This is a genomic window from Delftia sp. PE138 (genome assembly GCF_018320755.1).
Classification (GTDB): domain Bacteria; phylum Pseudomonadota; class Gammaproteobacteria; order Burkholderiales; family Burkholderiaceae_C; genus Comamonas; species Comamonas tsuruhatensis.
Window position 1 is genome coordinate 1,125,214 of sequence record NZ_JABEPN010000001.1, and the last position, 15,447, is coordinate 1,140,660.

The window sequence follows — 15,447 nt, forward strand, 5'->3', positions numbered from 1 at the left end:
AGTGGCTCGTTTTGCCTTGAGCGCGTTCAGCGCGGCGCGACGGCGCCCGCGTTCTCGGACAGGCTGACCAGTGCATGCAGCGTGCGCGTCACGGGCACGGCAATGCCCAGGCGGTCGGCCACCTGCAGCACGGCGCCATGGATGGCGCCCGTCTCGGTGGCACGGCCGGCCAGCAGGTCCTGCAGCATCGAGGGCTGGTGGCCCCGGTGATGGTCCAGCGCATCGCGCACGGCCGCGCCCACGCGCTCGGCGCTGGCGGCGACGCCATGGGCATGGGCGACGGACAGCACCTCGTCCAGCACGCGCTGCAGCAGGGCCTCGCCCTGCGGATTGGCCAGTCCGTCCACGGTCTGGCGCGTCACGGCACACACGCCGTTGAAGGCGGCATTGAAGGCCAGCTTTTCCCAGATGGCTTCCTGCACCTGCGGGTCGATGCGGCAATGCATGCCTGCGCGGTTGAGGTCGTCCGCCAGCAGGTCGAAGACCGCGCTGCGCTGGCCATCGCAAGGCATGAAGCGGATACCGCCCTGCCCCATGGAGCTGACCTCGCCCGGCGACATCACGCGCGCAGGCCAGGTGGTCACGCCCACGGCGATGCGTTCGAGCGGCACCATTTCACGCAACGCATCGGCATGGCCTATGCCGTTTTGCAGGCTCAGGAAATGCGTGTCCGGCCCGATGAGATGGGCAATGCCCTGCAGCGCGGCCCGCGTATGGGCCGACTTGGTGAAGACCAGCCACAGCGCCGGCCCCGCCGTGAGCTGCTCGGCCCGCGCGGCCTGCACGCGGGCCTGCAGCAGCCCCTCATCGGTGTGGCAGCGCGCGCCATCGCGGTTCAGGGCCTGCAGCAGTTCGTCGTTCACATCGACCAGGGTCACGTCCAGGCCGACGTTGGCCAATCGTGCGGCGAACAAGGTGCCCATGGCGCCTGCGCCGAGGATGCCTATGCTTCTTGTGTTTTCCATTGCCGTGTCTCCTGCAGGGGGCTTCGCCTCAGGCGACTTCGACCTCGACCACGATGGGCTTGGGATGGGCCAGCGCGCGGGCCAGCACCTCGGCCAGCTCGGCCGCGTTCTCCACATGCACGCCGTCGCAGCCCTGGCCACGGGCCAGCGCCACGAAGTCGATGTCGGGCAGTTCCGTGCCCTCGACCTTCTCGCCCTCGCGGTAGCCGAAGACATGGGCGAAGTCCTGCAGCGCCGCATAGCGGCGGTTCTTGAGGATCACGAAGCTGATGGGCAGGCGCAGCTGGGCTGCACTCCAGAGGGCCTGGATGGCGTACATGGCCGAGCCGTCGCCGATGACGGCGACCACCTTCGCCTCGGGCTTTGCCAGCGCCACGCCCACGGCGGCCGGCATGCTGTGGCCCAGGCCGCCGCTGCACATGGTGTAGAAGGTGCCCGAGTGGAAGATGGGCAGGTAGGTCTGGATGGTGGAGCGCGAGCTGGGCGCCTCTTCCACCACGATGCTGTGGCGGTCTCGCACCTGGGCCAGCGTGTGCATGGCAAAGGCCACCGACATGCGCTCGCCTGCGGCGGGCGCGGCCGGCACGGGCGCTGCGGGCCGGGGTGCGGGCGCCTGGCGCGGTGCGGGCGCGGGGCGCTGCAGCAGCTCCTCCACGCCCATGCGCACATTGCCCACGGCGGCCGTGCCCACGGGGGCCCAGGCGGCAATGGCCGGGTCTTCGATCAGCTGGTAGAGCGCCGTGCCTTCGGGGATGTGCGGGCCCTCGCCTTCCACATGGTAGGTGAAGGCGGCCGCGCCCACGGCGAAGACCACGTCATGGCCGGACAGCAGTTGCACGATGCGCTCGCGCATGGCGGGCAGGAAGCCGGCGAACAGGGGATGGTCCTCGGGGAAGCTGCAGCGCCCGCTCATGGGGGCCACGAAGACGCGGGCCTGGTGGCGCTCGGCCAGCGCGACCACGGCATCCCAGCCCTGGGCCCGGTCCACGGCCGCGCCCACGACCAGGGCCGGGGCACGCGCCGCATCCAGCGCATCGCCGATAAGGTCCAGCGTGCGCGGATCGGGCCGCGTCTCGAAGCCCACATGGCGCAGCGTGACGGGCTCGGCCGGCTTGTCCCAGTCATCGGCGGGAATGGAGACCAGCACGGGGCCGCGCGGCTCCTGCATGGCGATGTAGTAGGCGCGCGCCAGCGCCTGGGGCACGTCTTCGGCGCGCGCGGGCTCGCAGCTCCACTTCACATAGGGCTTGGGCAGCTCGGCGGCCTGGCTGGAGTGCAGGAAGGGGTCGAACTGCAGCAGCGAGCGCGCCTGCTGGCCCGCCGTGATCACCAGGGGCGTGCGGTTCTTAAAGGCCGTGAAGATGTTGGCCATGGCATGGCCCACGCCCGCGGCCGAATGCAGGTTCACGAAGCTGGCATTGCGCGTGGCCTGGGCATGGCCGTCGGCCATGCCCACGACCACGGTTTCCTGCAGGCCCAGCACATAGGAGAAGTCTTCGGGATAGTCGCGGAACAGCGGCAGCTCGGTCGAGCCCGGGTTGCCGAAGATGCGCGTCATGCCCAGCTCGCGCAGCATGGCGATCACGGCATGGCGCACGGTGTAGGTCGCGGTGCAGGTCGCGGTGGAAGAGGATGCCTCGGCGGGCTGGCTGCGCGGTGTGGTGGGTGCTTGCAAGATGGGGTCTCCTGGGGAATGGGCCGGCCGCCCGGTGCGTGCCGCGCAGTGGCCATGGAAGTCGGTGCCCATGGTGCAGGCGCTTATGATTTCCAGCAATTGAATAAACTATCTAAGAGATATTCACCAAATGGATATCAAGAACCTGGACCTCAACCTGCTGCGCGTCTTCGACGCCGTGTACCGCCACTGCAGCGTCAGCCGCGCGGCCGAGGAGCTGGGCATGTCCCAGCCCGCCGCCAGCCAGGCCGTAACGCGGCTGCGCCTGCTGCTGGGCAATCCGCTGTTCGAGCGCGCGCACGCAGGCGTGCGCCCCACGCCGCGTGCCGAGCGCCTGGCGCTGGCCGTGCGCCAGGCGCTGGAGGTGCTCGAAGTCGCCATGTCCGAGGCCCAGAGCTTCGAGCCGCTGCAGGCGCGACAGCGCTTTCGCATCCACCTGAGCGACATCGGCGAGGCGCGCTTTCTGCCGCCGCTGATGCAGGCGCTGCACCAGCGCGCCCCGCATGTGCAGCTGGAGACCCTGCCCATGCCGCTGGACGGCATTGCCGATGCGCTGGACCGGGGCACGCTGGACATCGCCATCGGCTTTCTGCCGGGTGGCACGCGGACCCGGCAGACCGTGCTGCTGTCCGACCATTACGGCGTGCTGCTGCGCAGCGGCCACCCCGCGCTGGCGCACCTGCCCGAAGACGCGCCACTGGCGCTGGCCACGCTGCGCCAGCTGGATTTCGCGGCGGTGCGCTCGCATTCGGAGACGCTGCGCATACTGCAGGCGCTGCGGCTCGATGAGCGCATCCGCCTGTCGGCCGCGCATTTCATGGCCGTGCCCTCCATCGTGGGCAAGACCGACCTGGCGGTGATCATGCCGGCCGAGATCGCGGCCGGCTTTGTCGAGCGCGGCGGCTATGCGGTGCGCGATGCCGACCTGCCCGATCACCGCTTCGACGTGTCGCTGCACTGGAGCTGGCGCTTCGAGCAGGAACCGGCCAAGCGCTGGCTGCGCGAACTGGTCTGCGAGCTGTTCCAGCAGCCCCGGCACCGCGAGGCCGCCGTGCCCTGAAGGGCCGGCCGTCACGGGCATGACTTGCGGGCTGCCAACACTAGCCTGGCCTGCCGACTCAGTTTCGTCTAAGAAACCGGCGCCAGACTGGTCCCTGCGCCGACAAGGGCACGCGGCCGGCCCCGCCGAAGATGGGCACCGGCCTGTTTCATCCACTCTCCAGGAAAGACTCACCATGCAACTCAAGGACAAGGTCGCCTTCATCACCGGCTCGGCCAGCGGCATCGGCAAGGAGATCGCCACGCTGTTCGCCAGCGAGGGCGCGCGCATCGTCATTGCCGACCTCAACAAGGAGGCAGCCGACGCCACGGCGGCCGAGCTGCGCGCCACGGGAGCGCAGGCCATGGGCGTGGCCGTGGACGTGACCGACGAGGCCCAGGTCAACGCCTCGGTCGAGGAGGCCGCCCGGGCCTTCGGCGGCATCGACATCCTGGTCAGCAATGCCGGGATACAGATCGTGCATCCGGTGGAGGAATTCAGCTTTGCCGACTGGAAGAAGATGCTGGCCATCCACCTGGACGGCGCCTTCCTCACCACGCGCGCCTGCCTCAAGCACATGTATGCGCAGGGCCGGGGCGGCAGCGTGATCTACATGGGATCGGTGCACTCCAAGGAGGCCTCGCTGCTCAAGGCGCCCTATGTCACGGCCAAGCACGGCCTGATCGGGCTGGCCAAGACCGTGGCCAAGGAAGGCGCCAAGCACGGCGTGCGCGCCAATGTGATCTGCCCGGGCTTCGTGCGCACGCCGCTGGTGGACAAGCAGATTCCCGAGCAGGCCCGCACGCTGGGCATCAGCGAGGACGAGGTCATCAAGAACGTGATGCTCAAGGAAACCGTGGACGGCGAGTTCACCACCACCGAGGACGTGGCCCGCGTGGCCCTGCTGTTCGCGGGCTTCCCCAGCAATGCGCTGACCGGCCAGTCGCTGGTGGTCAGCCACGGCTGGTTCATGCAGTAAGTCGCCAATCGGCCCTTCTCTGGCTCTTCTCTGGCTCTCAATCGGCCTTCAGGCCCAGCGCCCGGGTCACGGCCGCATAGCGGTCGATGTCGGCTGCGACCAGCGCCTGGAATTGGCCCGGTGTCTGCCGCGCCAGGGTGTAGCCCTGGTCGCGCAAGCCAGCGCTGACGGCGGGATCGGCCAGCGCCTGCTCCAGCGCGTCATGCAATGCTTGCACCGTGGCCCGGGGCGTGGCGGCAGGTGCCAGCAGGCCATGCCACTGCTCCACCGCAAAGCCCGGCAGGCCGCGCTCGGCCACCGTGGGAACGCCGGCCAGTTGCGGCAGTCGCTGCGGCGCCGTGACGGCCAGGGCGCGCACGCGGCCTGCAGCGATCATGGCCGCAGCACTGCTGGCCGTGACCATGCCCGCCGCCACCTGGCCTGCCGCCACGGCCGTGATGGCCGGGCCGCAGCCCTTGTAGGGCACATGCTGGACAAATCGCTTCGCGTCGCGGGCCAGCATCTCGCCGGCCAGGTGCTGGGGCGTGCCGTTGCCGCAGGAGGCGAACAGCAGCGGCCGGTCCTGGCGCGCCTGGGCCAGCGCATCCTCCAGCGTCTGCAGCGCGCTGTCCGCAGGCACGACCAGCACCGAGGCGATGGAGCCTGCGTTGAACACCGCCGTGAAGTCCTTGCGCGGGTCGAAATCCAGGCGTTCGTAGACCCCGGGGTTGATGGCGAACGAGCTGTTGGCCATCAGCAAGGTGCTGCCGTCCGCTGCGGCCTGAGCCACGGCATGGGCGCCGATGTTGCCGCTGGCGCCGGGCCGGTTCTCCACCACCACGGTCTGGCCCAGGCGCTGCTGCAGCTGCTCGCCCAGGCGCCGCGCCAGCAGGTCCGTGCCGCCGCCCGGCGGAAACGTCACGACGATGGTGATGGGCCGCTCCAGGCGCGTGCCGGCCTTGCCCGGCGCCGCCAGCCACAGCCCCGATGCGCCCGCCAGCAGCGCGCAGGCCGCCAGCGTCCAGAGTCTCCGTCGCTTCAAGGTACACCCTTCAAAAAACATGGCAACTGCTCCACTGGGCCAGGTGCAAAAAACCGGCGCAGCCCAACTCAGGGACACCGAGCAAGGGCCTGAGCCGGCCGCGCCGCCCCGCAGCCAGGGTGTCGCCGGTTGCCCGGACGCCCCCCTCCCGCGCAGCGAGAGAGGGCGCCGTGCACACGGGGGAAGCCGCGCAGCGGCTCAGGGGGTGCCTCATTTCAGGTGTCGAGGCCGATGTCGAGAACTCGGGCGCTGTGCGTGATCCAGCCCACGGCGATCTGGTCCACGCCGGTCTCGGCCACGGCGCGCGCCGTCTCGGGCGTGATGCGGCCCGAGGCTTCAGTCACCGCGCGCCCGCGCGCCATGGAGACGGCCGTGCGCAGCGTGTCCAGGTCCATGTTGTCCAGCAGCACCACTTCCACGCCCAGCGACAGCGCCACCTCCAGCTGCTCCAGCGTGTCCACCTCCAGCTGGATCTGCACCATGTGGCCCACGCCAGCGCGCGCCCGGGCCAGGGCTTCGGCCACGCCGCCGGCCAGCGCGATGTGGTTGTCCTTGATCAGCACGGCATCGTCCAGGCCGAAGCGGTGGTTGCTGCCGCCCCCCACGCGCACCGCGTACTTCTGCAGCGCGCGCAGGCCCGGCATGGTCTTGCGCGTGCAGGTCACGCGTGCGCCCGTGTCGGCGATGGCCCGCGCGATCGATGCCGTGGCCGTGGCCACGCCGCTCAGGTGGCACAGGTAGTTGAGCGCCACGCGCTCGGCGGTGAGGATGGCGCGCGCGCTGCCGTGGATGCGCGCGATCTCCTGGCCGGGCGCCAGTTCGCTGCCATCGCGCAGCACCGGCTCGAAACGCGACTGCGCATCCAGCGCACGGAACGCCAGCCGCGCCATGTCCAGCCCGGCCAGCACGCCCTCCTGGCGCGCCACCAGGCGCAGTTCGGCCTGTGCGTCGGCAGGAACAATGGCATCCGTTGTCAGGTCGCCCGCGCGGCCCAGGTCTTCCAGCAGGGCCGAGCGCACCAGCGGCTCCAGCATCAGGTCGGGCAGCGGCGGCACAGGCAGGCGGGCACTGAGGGCATTGGCAATATTAATGCTCATTTTGAGTATATGTAGGTCAAAAAAATGTGGCGCGCGGCCTTGCGGGCTTGAGCGAGGAACTTATGCTAGATACGAGCATAAGTGCTGTCAAGCCATTGTCACAATCGGGCAAGTGCCGTGCAGCTCAGGGGGAACCGTCGATGCCCTTGGCCAGCGGCAGCTTGCTGCCGGAGATGGCCCGCTCCAGCAGCACATCGCTGCGAAAGCGGAACAGCTTGGCCGGCCGGCCCGCCGAGCCCACCGTGAGCTGGCCGGTCTCCTCGACCAGATCCTGCTGCTCGATCAGGCGGCGGAAGTTCTGCTTGTGCAGCCCGCGCCCGGCCAGGGCCTCCACCGTCTGCTGCAGCTGCAGCAGCGTGAACTCGGGCGGCATCAGCTCGAACACCACGGGCCGGTACTTGATCTTGGCGCGCAGCCGCGCCATGCCCGTGGCCAGGATGCGGCGGTGGTCGTGGTGCATGGCCTCGCCAGGCAGCATGGCGGCCGCGCCATGGACGCGGTGGGCCGCCTCCTGCACCAGTCCGGCCTCGTACAGCAGCTCGTAGCGCTGCAGCACCATGTCCTCGTTCCAGGGCCCGCCGTCCAGGCCGAAGGCGATGTCCGCGCGCTGGCGCCGCAGCGCACGCTGGGCGCCGCGCGCCTCGGCCATCCAGGCATGCAGGCGCGGAGCGATGTGGGAGCGCAGCAGGGCCGGCTCGCCGCCGCGCCAGTCTTCCCAGGGAAAGTAGCGGTACCAGTCCTGCCAGACGGCCTGCCCCGCGCTGCGGTCGGCAGACTCGCGCGTCAGCCCCAGGTAGCTGACCGAGATCACGCGCGCCCCGCTGGCATCGGTGCGATCGCCATCGGCAAAGGTGTAGAGCTGCTCCATGTAGCCCAGCGGGTGATGGGTCTGCTCCTCCACCCAGGCGCGCAGGCCGGCCTGCAGCGAACGGTGCCCCACCTCGAACGGCCCCGCCGGCAGCAACTGCCCGTCCGCCGTGGTCAGCACGCGCGGTGTGCCCTGGGTCACCGCCGCCAGCACGGCAACGAGTTCGGCATGGATGGGAGAGGCTGCGGGACTGGTGGGGTGGGGCACGAAGGTGAGGGAGGTCGGTTGGCGGGATGGGTGATTATGGTGGGTTGCAGGGGCGGCTTCGAGCCCGGCACAGCAGACCGCCACGGGCCATCGGACGGTCAAATTCAACCTGTTGAGCGCTGGCGTGTTTTTCTATCGCATGACTACCCGCGGCGTTCGAGCTGTCGCAGGTACTTTTCCAGCAACCCGGCGGTGTGCTCATTCATGCCCGCCTCCCAGCTCGCGCTCGATCTGTTCGATGCTGGGCAGGCTGCTTTGCAGGGTTTCCGGCAAGGCACGGGTGAGCTCGAAACCGGAAACGCCGATGGGTTTGTCCACGCCGCGCAGCGCATACTCGGCCAGCACGTGATTGGGTTTCTGGCACAGGATCAAACCGATGGTGGGTTGGTCGGTTGCGTGTCGCAACCTGTCGTCCACAACGTTGCAGTAGAAGTTCATCTTGCCCGCGTATTCCGGCTTGAAATCGCCCCGCTTGAGGTCGATGACCACGTAGCAACGCAGCTTGAGATGGTAGAACAGCAGGTCTATGTAGAAATCGTCTCCGGCAAGGTCCAGGTGGTATTGGCGCCCCACAAAGGCGAAGCCCTGGCCCAGCTCCAGGAGAAATTTTTCCAGATGGGTGATCAGACCGGTTTCCAACTCACGCTCATGGAAACCTGATTCCAGCGTCAGGAAGTCGAACAGGTAAGGGTCCTTGAGCGTTTGCTGTACCAGGTCGGAATCCGGCGGAGGCAGGCGCAAGGCGAAGTTGCTGGCAGCTCTGCCTTGTCGCAGGTGCGCGGCTGTCTCGATCTGCATCAGCAGGACACTGCGGCTCCATCCGTTTTCGATGGCTGCGCACATGTACCAATGGCGTGCGCCCGGCTCCTTGACCTTGGCGATCAGCTCGGCATGGTGGCCCCACGGCAGGGACAGCAGAACATCAGGAGCAAACACCTGTGCGCCATCTGCCGCCCCCCGGCGCCAGGCGGCTTTGTGCCACAGCCTGTGGCACTTTTTCGCCGGGGGCAAGTTGTGCCACGGCCTGTGGCACTTTCTCTGTGCTCCCGGCTGTGGCAGCCAGAGAGGGATACTCCCGATAAAAAGCCAGCATGCGCTTGATGTTGCGCTCGGAAAAACCTTTTTCCTCCGGCAGTTCGCTGTGCAGATCCCTGGCCAGCCGAGGGATGACTGCGGCACCCCAGCCTTCCCGTTTCTGGCGCTGGTCGATCAGTGCCCCAATATCCCAATACAGGCGGATCAATTCGGCATTGACCGCCAGCATGGCCCGCGTCTGGGCATGGCGGACACGCTGCTTGATATCGGCCAGCAGTGCCGGGTAGTCGGCGGGCAGGTGGGTGCTCATACTGCGCCCCCGCTGGTGGCCCTGAGTCCGTCCGGAGGGAATTCTTCGCACACCTCGGTCCGGGCGTCCCATCCAGCCTTTTCCATAGCCTGCGTGATGAGCTTGGTACAGATATCGCGTTCGCCAAGCGCCTGCTTATCCATAGGACGTGATTCCTTTCTTGCTGGCGTTACCTTGCTCGGGCCTGTCTTTTCACCCTGTCGGGTGACGACGGGTCATCTTACGGCGCTCGCTCCGAAACAGCCTGGGCCTCTGCCAAGCAATCCAGCACGATCGGAAGCTCAATGTCCAGCCCCCCCCCCGGAGCATCTGCCTTGCAATCCCGAAGAAGAGTTCGGCACGGATGGGAGGGGCTGCGGAACTGGAGGGTGAAGGCGGTCGGTTGGCGGGATGGATGGCTATGGTGGGTTGAAGGCGCCGGCCTGCCCCCGGTCAGGCGTGCGCGTTCACACGGTCGCCGAGGTGCTGGTCCACCATGGCCTTGGCCTGTCCCAGGCTGCAGCCATGCTCACTCTGGCAGGCCCTGATGGCCGCCATCTTCTGCAGGGGATCGGCGGCAAGGGTGCGCCAGTCGATCTTTGCGGGCTCTGGCACCAGGCCGGGCTGCGTGCTGCCCTCGTGCGATGAACACACTTCCCAGCGCGCCACGACGGGAAAGGAAAGGTCCACGGCGGGCAGCCTGTCCAGTTCGGCCGCCAGTTCATCTTGTGAAATCAATGAAGCCACCTGGCGAACACGCGCCCGGGGCCCGTCGCGCCAAGGCCTGCTCTCCAAGGGACGCCGGCAGAAATCCTGCAGATAGTCGCCCAACTCCTGCGTCATGAAGCGCGTGGTCTGTGCGACATCGGCCTGCAACAGTTGCAAAGCCTCCTGCTGCGTGAAGTCATCGAGGTGATGGCTCAGGTCCGCAAAGGCCTGCAGAAAACCGGCACAGGCAAAGTCATCGAAGCAGGCATGGGCAACGCTGCTGGCCTCGTCATCGTGCAACACCAGCGCCACGCCCACGCCATGCGTGTCCAGCGGCGTCAGGCACCAGGCATCGCCGGCGCCCGACTGGGCGAATGGCAGAAAGCTCCGGCCGTTCTGAGCGCCAGGATGAAGCCAGCCCTCGATGATTTCCCGACTGGCTTCGGCGTCTATCCATTCGAAGTCCTGCCAACTCATGAACAAGGGCGGGTCCTGCAGGCAGCGCTGGCGCCAGGTATCAGCCCAATCTGGGCCGTAGTGGGTCTTTCCCGATGCCAGAAATTCCTTCAACAGTGGCGGCAAGGCAATGCCGGTCTGGGTGGAGAGCGTTTCGTAGTCGATCATCGGGTTCATCCCACATCCATATGCAGCCTATGCTCGCCGCAACGCACGCACCGGAAAAGGCAGCCTGAAATCATGCCGTCCTTGGACATCCGCTCCAGCATCCACTGGGCATCCTTTTTGTAGATGCCTTCCATGTCGGGCAGGACTTCAGCGAGGAAAGGCTCGACGGCCTGCCTGTCGGCGTGACCCAGGAAGACACAGGGCTCGTTGCAGTGCGTGAGCCACACGGGCTGCTGCCAGGCCCTGTAGCCGGGCGTGCGCAGCGCTACTTCCAGCAGCAGCTCCCTGGCGATGGCGGGCTCCGGGTCTGCCGGATCAGGCGACACGCCTTCGATATCGGTGTATCCCACAAGTTCGCCGTCGTATGTCTCGCAAGCCTGCCCGCTGGCAATGCACCAGGGACACAGGTAGTCGGGGCTTTGCTGGCTGTAGAACGGGCCTTCGTACTTGAGGCTGCGGTTTTGTCCGCAGCAGGAACACACACCCTCTTCCTGCTCGAAGACGGCTTCGTAGGCACCGGGATGGAATCTGAAATGCGGGCGGTCCATTTCAAGGTCTCTCTTTCCCCAATGGAAAGGCGCCATTGTCCATGGACGTTCGGTGCGTGGGACCGAATCGATCCAGACATGAAAAAACCGCGCACAAGCGCGGTTTCCTGAGGTGGGCGAGAACTGCTTTTCAGCAGTTCTGCCGCGGCATCCGTTGCCTCAGACGTTGAACAGGAAGTTCATCACGTCGCCATCCTTGACGACATATTCCTTGCCTTCGGCGCGCATCTTGCCCGCGTCCTTGGCGCCCTGCTCGCCCTTGAAGGCGATGAAGTCGTCGAAGGCGATGGTCTGGGCGCGGATGAAGCCGCGCTCGAAGTCGCCGTGGATGACGCCTGCGGCCTGGGGGGCGGTGTCGCCGACCTTGATGGTCCAGGCGCGCACTTCCTTGACGCCGGCCGTGAAGTAGGTCTGCAGGCCCAGCAGGCCGAAGCCCGCGCGGATCAGGCGGTTCAGGCCCGGTTCTTCCAGGCCCAGTTCCTGCAGGAACATGTCGCGGTCCTCGTCGCTCATCTCGGCCATTTCAGCCTCGATCTTGGCGCAGATGGCCACGACGGGAGCGCCCTGCGCCTCGGCATAGGCCTTGAGGCTGTCGAGCAGCGGGTTGTTCTCGAAGCCGTCTTCGCTGACGTTGCCCACGAACATGGCGGGCTTGGCGGTGATCAGGCAGAACTGCTTGAGCAGGGGCGCGTCTTCCTTGGAGACGGGCACCGTGCGTGCGGGCTTGCCCTGGTCCAGGGCAGCCTGGATGGGGGTCAGCAGCGCCACCAGCTTGGCGGCTTCCTTGTCGTTGCCCGACTTGGCGGCCTTGCTGTAGCGGTTCAGCGCCTTCTCGACGGTGGCCAGGTCGGCCAGGCACAGCTCGGTCTGGATGACCTCGATGTCGGCGATGGGGTCCACCTTGTTGGCCACGTGGATGACGTTCGGGTCTTCGAAGCAGCGCACCACGTTGACGATGGCGTCGGTCTCGCGGATGTGGGCCAGGAACTGGTTGCCCAGGCCTTCACCCTTGGAGGCGCCAGCCACCAGGCCGGCGATGTCCACGAATTCGACGATGGCCGGGACGATGCGCTCGGGCGTGATGATGTCGGCCAGCTTCTGCAGGCGCGGATCGGGCACTTCCACCACGCCGGTGTTCGGCTCGATGGTGCAGAAGGGATAGTTCTCGGCGGCGATGCCGGCCTTCGTCAGCGCGTTGAAGAGAGTGGACTTGCCCACATTGGGCAGGCCCACGATGCCGCATTTGAGGCTCATGGCAGGGCTTTCTACAGGGATTCTGGGGACAAACCCCGTATTTTAGTCAACCGGGCATTTCCTGTCGTTTCAGGCGAACTGCCAGTCGCCGGCCACGGACTGGCCAACAGCCAGTTCAGCCCCGTCGTGCAGGCCTTCCAGCACGGCATTCATGCCGAAGGTGATGGCACCATCGACACGGTCGTCCTGGCGGTAGGCACGGATGGCATCACCCACGGCGGTGCCCTGCACGGCCGTGACGGGGTCGATGTCGGGAATGGGGCAGCGTGTGCAGGGCTTGGCCATGCGCAGCCGCAGGCCCCGGGCATCGAGCACGTCGAACCCGTCGACCCGGTCCTCGTCGTGGGCCTCGAGGCCCTCGATCACGATGTTCGGTCGGAAGCGGCGGGCATCGACGGCGGGCTGGCCGGCGGCCTGCAGGCGCTGGTTGAGCTCATCCACGGCCGCCTGGCTCAGCACCAGCAGCGGGTAGCCGTCCGCAAAGTGCACGGGCGCGGCCTCGCCGCCTGTCCAGCGCTCGCTGGTGCGGCGCGGCGCGGCCGGGTCGAAACGCACCAGGGCGCAATCCGCGCCCAGGGCCTGGGTCAGCCAGCGCGCTGCCTCCGGCCCCATGTCCCAGGCCTGGACCCCATCCGACCAGACGCGCGCCTGGCGCACCGGGCCCGTGGCCTGCAGCGGGATGCGCAGGGGCGGGAGCTGGGGGAAATGCAGGACCAGGTGGCCGGCCTCCAGCTCGGGGCGTATCCAGGCCATGCGCGGATGGTCGCGCTGGGTCAGGAATTCGCCGTTGGCATCGACCACCATCCAATGGCGGTCCCAGGCCAGGCCCGTGGCGCCGACGCCGCTGCTTTGCAGCGCGATGCCCGCGCAGGATTTGACGGGATATACCCACAACTGGGCAATGCGGCCCTGCACGTCTCTTTCTTGGTCAAACATCGGATAGCTCTTTTTGGGGAAATCTGGAGTGTGTATGCCATCCATGGCGCGAATGGCGCCATGCGATGGGCGGCAATATGCCAGATGGCGACGCAGGCTGCGGCACATCACGCCAAAGCCGGAGTTTGCGCCAGTTGGAATCCCCGGCATGGCCCGGACTCCTACAATGCCGGCCATGGCGCAAACCTTTGATGTATGTATACGCGGGGCCGGCATCGCAGGCCGGACCCTGGCTCTCCTGCTGGCCCGGGAACGGCTGCGCGTGGCCCTGGTGGTGGCCGCTCCCACCGGCAACGCGCCCGATGTGCGCGCCTACGCGCTCAATGCCAGCGCACGCGGCCTGCTGGACAGCCTGCGCTGCTGGCCGGACGACGAGCACGCCACGCCCGTGACGCAGATGGAAGTCTTTGGCGACCTGGACGGCCATGTGCTGTTCGACGCTGCCCGCCAGGACGTCGACGCCCTGACCTGGATCGTCGATGTGCCCGCGCTGGAGCAGCGCCTGGCCGAGGCCGTGCGCTACCAGCCCATGGTCGAGGTGGTGCACCAGCCCGTGGCCGCGCCGCTGACGGCCATCTGCGAAGGCCGTGCCAGCCGCACGCGCAGCGAATTCGGCGTGGACTTCGCCGTCACGCCCTATGCACAGCACGCCATCGCCACCCGGCTGCACTGCGAGCTGCCGCACGGCCAGGTGGCGCGCCAGTGGTTCACGCCCGAAGGCATCCTGGCCCTGCTTCCGCTGGAAGGTCCCCAAGGCCACAGCGTGGCCGTGGTCTGGTCCATCGCCCGCGAGCTGGCCGATGGCTGGCTGGCCGCCGACACGCAGGATTTCACGGCGCGGCTGGAAGCCATCAGCCAGGGCGCACTGGGCCGGCTGGAGCTGAGCGCACCGCGCATGGCCTGGCCGCTGCAGCAGGCCGTGGCCGACCACTGGTGCGGCTCCATGCCTGACGGCGATGCACGTTCGGCCCGCAGCTGGGTGCTGGTGGGCGACGCGGCCCACAACGTGCACCCGCTGGCAGGCCAGGGCCTGAACCTGGGCCTGGGCGATGTGCAGGCCCTGGCCCGCGTGCTGCAGGAGCGCGGCTACTGGCGCAGCACGGGCGATCTGCGCCTGTTGCGCCGCTACGAACGCGAGCGCAAGGCCGCGCTGGCGCCCATGGGCCTGGCCATGGACGGGCTGCAGCAGCTGTTCAGCCGACCGGAGGTGCCGGTGCAGATGCTACGCAACTGGGGCATGAAGGGCTTCGAGCGCTTCGGCCCGCTCAAGGACTGGATGGCGCGCCAGGCCATGGGCCTGGACCCGCGCAGCGGCGCCTGAGCCCGGCATGCAGGAATGCTTGCCGTTGAACCCTTTGCCGATTTGCGACTCGTACCCGTGCTCCGTGGCGCCCTGCGCTGCGCACTCCCCCCTCAACCACGGCGCGGCCGGCCTGAACGCGGCCCCGCCCACCTCCGCATTGCCATGAAACTCTTCGCCTGCCTGCTGACGGCTGCCAGCCTGACCTGGAGCCTCGGTGTTCACGCCCAGGACGCCAACCTGCGCAAGACGCTGACCGAGCGCATTCCCCAGCTGGAAAAGATCGACGAAATCCGCCCCACGCCCATGTCCGGCCTGTTCGAGGTGCGCATCGGCACGGATCTGTTCTACACGGACGCCAAGGGCAACTACCTGATCCAGGGCGAGCTGATCGACACCAAGGCACGCCGCAACCTCACCGAAGACCGCATGAACCAGCTGACGGCGGTGGACTTCAAGCAGTTGCCGCTCAAGGACGCCGTGACCATCGTCCACGGCAAGGGCGAACGCAAGATGGCCGTGTTCGAGGACCCCAACTGCGGCTACTGCAAGCGCTTCGAACGCGACCTGCAGAACGTGGACAACGTCACCATCTACCTGTTCCTGTACCCCATCCTGAGCCCCGATTCGGCCGAGAAATCGCGCAACATCTGGTGCGCCAAGGACCAGGCCGGTGCATGGGCCGACCACATGCTGCGCGACAAGGTGCCGGCCGCCGCCCAGTGCGACACCTCGGCCGTGCAGCGCAACCTGGCCTTCGGCCGCAAGTACAAGATCACGGGAACGCCCACCGTCATCTTCACCAACAACACCCGAGTGCCTGGCGCCATCAGCGCCCAGGAAGTCGAGAAGAACCTGGCCGCAGCCGCGCGCTGATCGCCGCCTCGCGGGCCCGATGCCGG

General features: G+C 67.6%; 13 protein-coding genes and 1 pseudogene. 4 read left to right on the forward strand and 10 right to left on the reverse strand.

Annotated features, from left to right (window positions below; all coding sequences use genetic code 11):
• Positions 1 to 26: 26 nt before the first annotated feature.
• Together HFGMBDPB_RS05095 and mdlC are read right to left on the reverse strand one after the other, a co-directional pair.
• Positions 27 to 965: a ketopantoate reductase family protein gene (locus HFGMBDPB_RS05095; protein ID WP_043790407.1), complete on the reverse strand. Its 939-nt coding sequence runs from the start codon at positions 963 to 965 to the stop codon at positions 27 to 29.
• A 28-nt stretch (positions 966 to 993) separates the two neighbouring features.
• A complete protein-coding gene (gene mdlC / locus HFGMBDPB_RS05100; RefSeq protein ID WP_283248022.1) occupies positions 994 to 2,640 on the reverse strand; it encodes a benzoylformate decarboxylase in 1,647 nt (548 codons plus the stop codon).
• A 130-nt stretch (positions 2,641 to 2,770) separates the two neighbouring features.
• Between mdlC and HFGMBDPB_RS05105 the strand changes: the two genes are divergently transcribed.
• Both HFGMBDPB_RS05105 and HFGMBDPB_RS05110 read left to right on the forward strand, forming a co-directional pair.
• Positions 2,771 to 3,700: a LysR family transcriptional regulator gene (locus tag HFGMBDPB_RS05105; protein WP_212645022.1), complete on the forward strand. Its 930-nt coding sequence runs from the start codon at positions 2,771 to 2,773 to the stop codon at positions 3,698 to 3,700.
• A 175-nt stretch (positions 3,701 to 3,875) separates the two neighbouring features.
• Positions 3,876 to 4,658: a 3-hydroxybutyrate dehydrogenase gene (locus tag HFGMBDPB_RS05110; protein WP_012203473.1), complete on the forward strand. Its 783-nt coding sequence runs from the start codon at positions 3,876 to 3,878 to the stop codon at positions 4,656 to 4,658.
• A gap of 37 nt (positions 4,659 to 4,695) precedes the next feature.
• Here the strand turns inward: HFGMBDPB_RS05110 and HFGMBDPB_RS05115 are convergent, their stop codons facing one another.
• The 8 genes and pseudogenes from HFGMBDPB_RS05115 to HFGMBDPB_RS05150 form a co-directional block, all read right to left on the reverse strand.
• Positions 4,696 to 5,700 (reverse strand): tripartite tricarboxylate transporter substrate-binding protein, encoded by a 1,005-nt coding sequence (locus HFGMBDPB_RS05115; protein ID WP_212645023.1) that lies wholly within the window; start codon positions 5,698 to 5,700, stop codon positions 4,696 to 4,698.
• A gap of 194 nt (positions 5,701 to 5,894) precedes the next feature.
• Positions 5,895 to 6,776 carry a carboxylating nicotinate-nucleotide diphosphorylase gene (gene nadC, locus HFGMBDPB_RS05120; protein WP_016447964.1) on the reverse strand — a complete coding sequence of 294 codons (882 nt, stop codon included), beginning with the start codon at positions 6,774 to 6,776 and terminating at the stop codon, positions 5,895 to 5,897.
• 124 nt (positions 6,777 to 6,900) lie between these two features.
• A complete protein-coding gene (locus HFGMBDPB_RS05125; protein ID WP_013804059.1) occupies positions 6,901 to 7,851 on the reverse strand; it encodes an NUDIX hydrolase in 951 nt (316 codons plus the stop codon).
• Between the two features lie 198 nt (positions 7,852 to 8,049).
• A pseudogene (locus tag HFGMBDPB_RS30010) lies at positions 8,050 to 9,196 on the reverse strand (PDDEXK nuclease domain-containing protein).
• A gap of 432 nt (positions 9,197 to 9,628) precedes the next feature.
• Complete coding sequence (locus tag HFGMBDPB_RS05135) at positions 9,629 to 10,516, reverse strand: SMI1/KNR4 family protein (protein ID WP_212645024.1); 888 nt, start codon at positions 10,514 to 10,516, stop codon at positions 9,629 to 9,631.
• On the reverse strand, positions 10,513 to 11,055 hold the full coding sequence (locus tag HFGMBDPB_RS05140) for a CbrC family protein (protein ID WP_212645025.1): 543 nt from the start codon (positions 11,053 to 11,055) through the stop codon (positions 10,513 to 10,515). Before HFGMBDPB_RS05140 ends, HFGMBDPB_RS05135 begins: the two co-directional genes overlap by 4 nt.
• 159 nt (positions 11,056 to 11,214) lie before the next feature.
• The gene (ychF, locus tag HFGMBDPB_RS05145; RefSeq protein ID WP_016447967.1) at positions 11,215 to 12,309 is read right to left on the reverse strand and encodes a redox-regulated ATPase YchF; all 1,095 of its coding nucleotides are present in this window, start codon (positions 12,307 to 12,309) and stop codon (positions 11,215 to 11,217) included.
• Between the two features lie 69 nt (positions 12,310 to 12,378).
• On the reverse strand, positions 12,379 to 13,245 hold the full coding sequence (locus HFGMBDPB_RS05150; protein WP_034347768.1) for an MOSC domain-containing protein: 867 nt from the start codon (positions 13,243 to 13,245) through the stop codon (positions 12,379 to 12,381).
• A 175-nt stretch (positions 13,246 to 13,420) separates the two neighbouring features.
• Between HFGMBDPB_RS05150 and HFGMBDPB_RS05155 the strand changes: the two genes are divergently transcribed.
• Positions 13,421 to 14,566 carry an FAD-dependent monooxygenase gene (locus HFGMBDPB_RS05155; RefSeq protein ID WP_026062153.1) on the forward strand — a complete coding sequence of 382 codons (1,146 nt, stop codon included), beginning with the start codon at positions 13,421 to 13,423 and terminating at the stop codon, positions 14,564 to 14,566.
• A gap of 144 nt (positions 14,567 to 14,710) precedes the next feature.
• Positions 14,711 to 15,421, forward strand: a complete 711-nt coding sequence (locus tag HFGMBDPB_RS05160) for a DsbC family protein (RefSeq protein ID WP_034364245.1) — start codon at positions 14,711 to 14,713, stop codon at positions 15,419 to 15,421.
• Positions 15,422 to 15,447 lie beyond the last annotated feature (26 nt).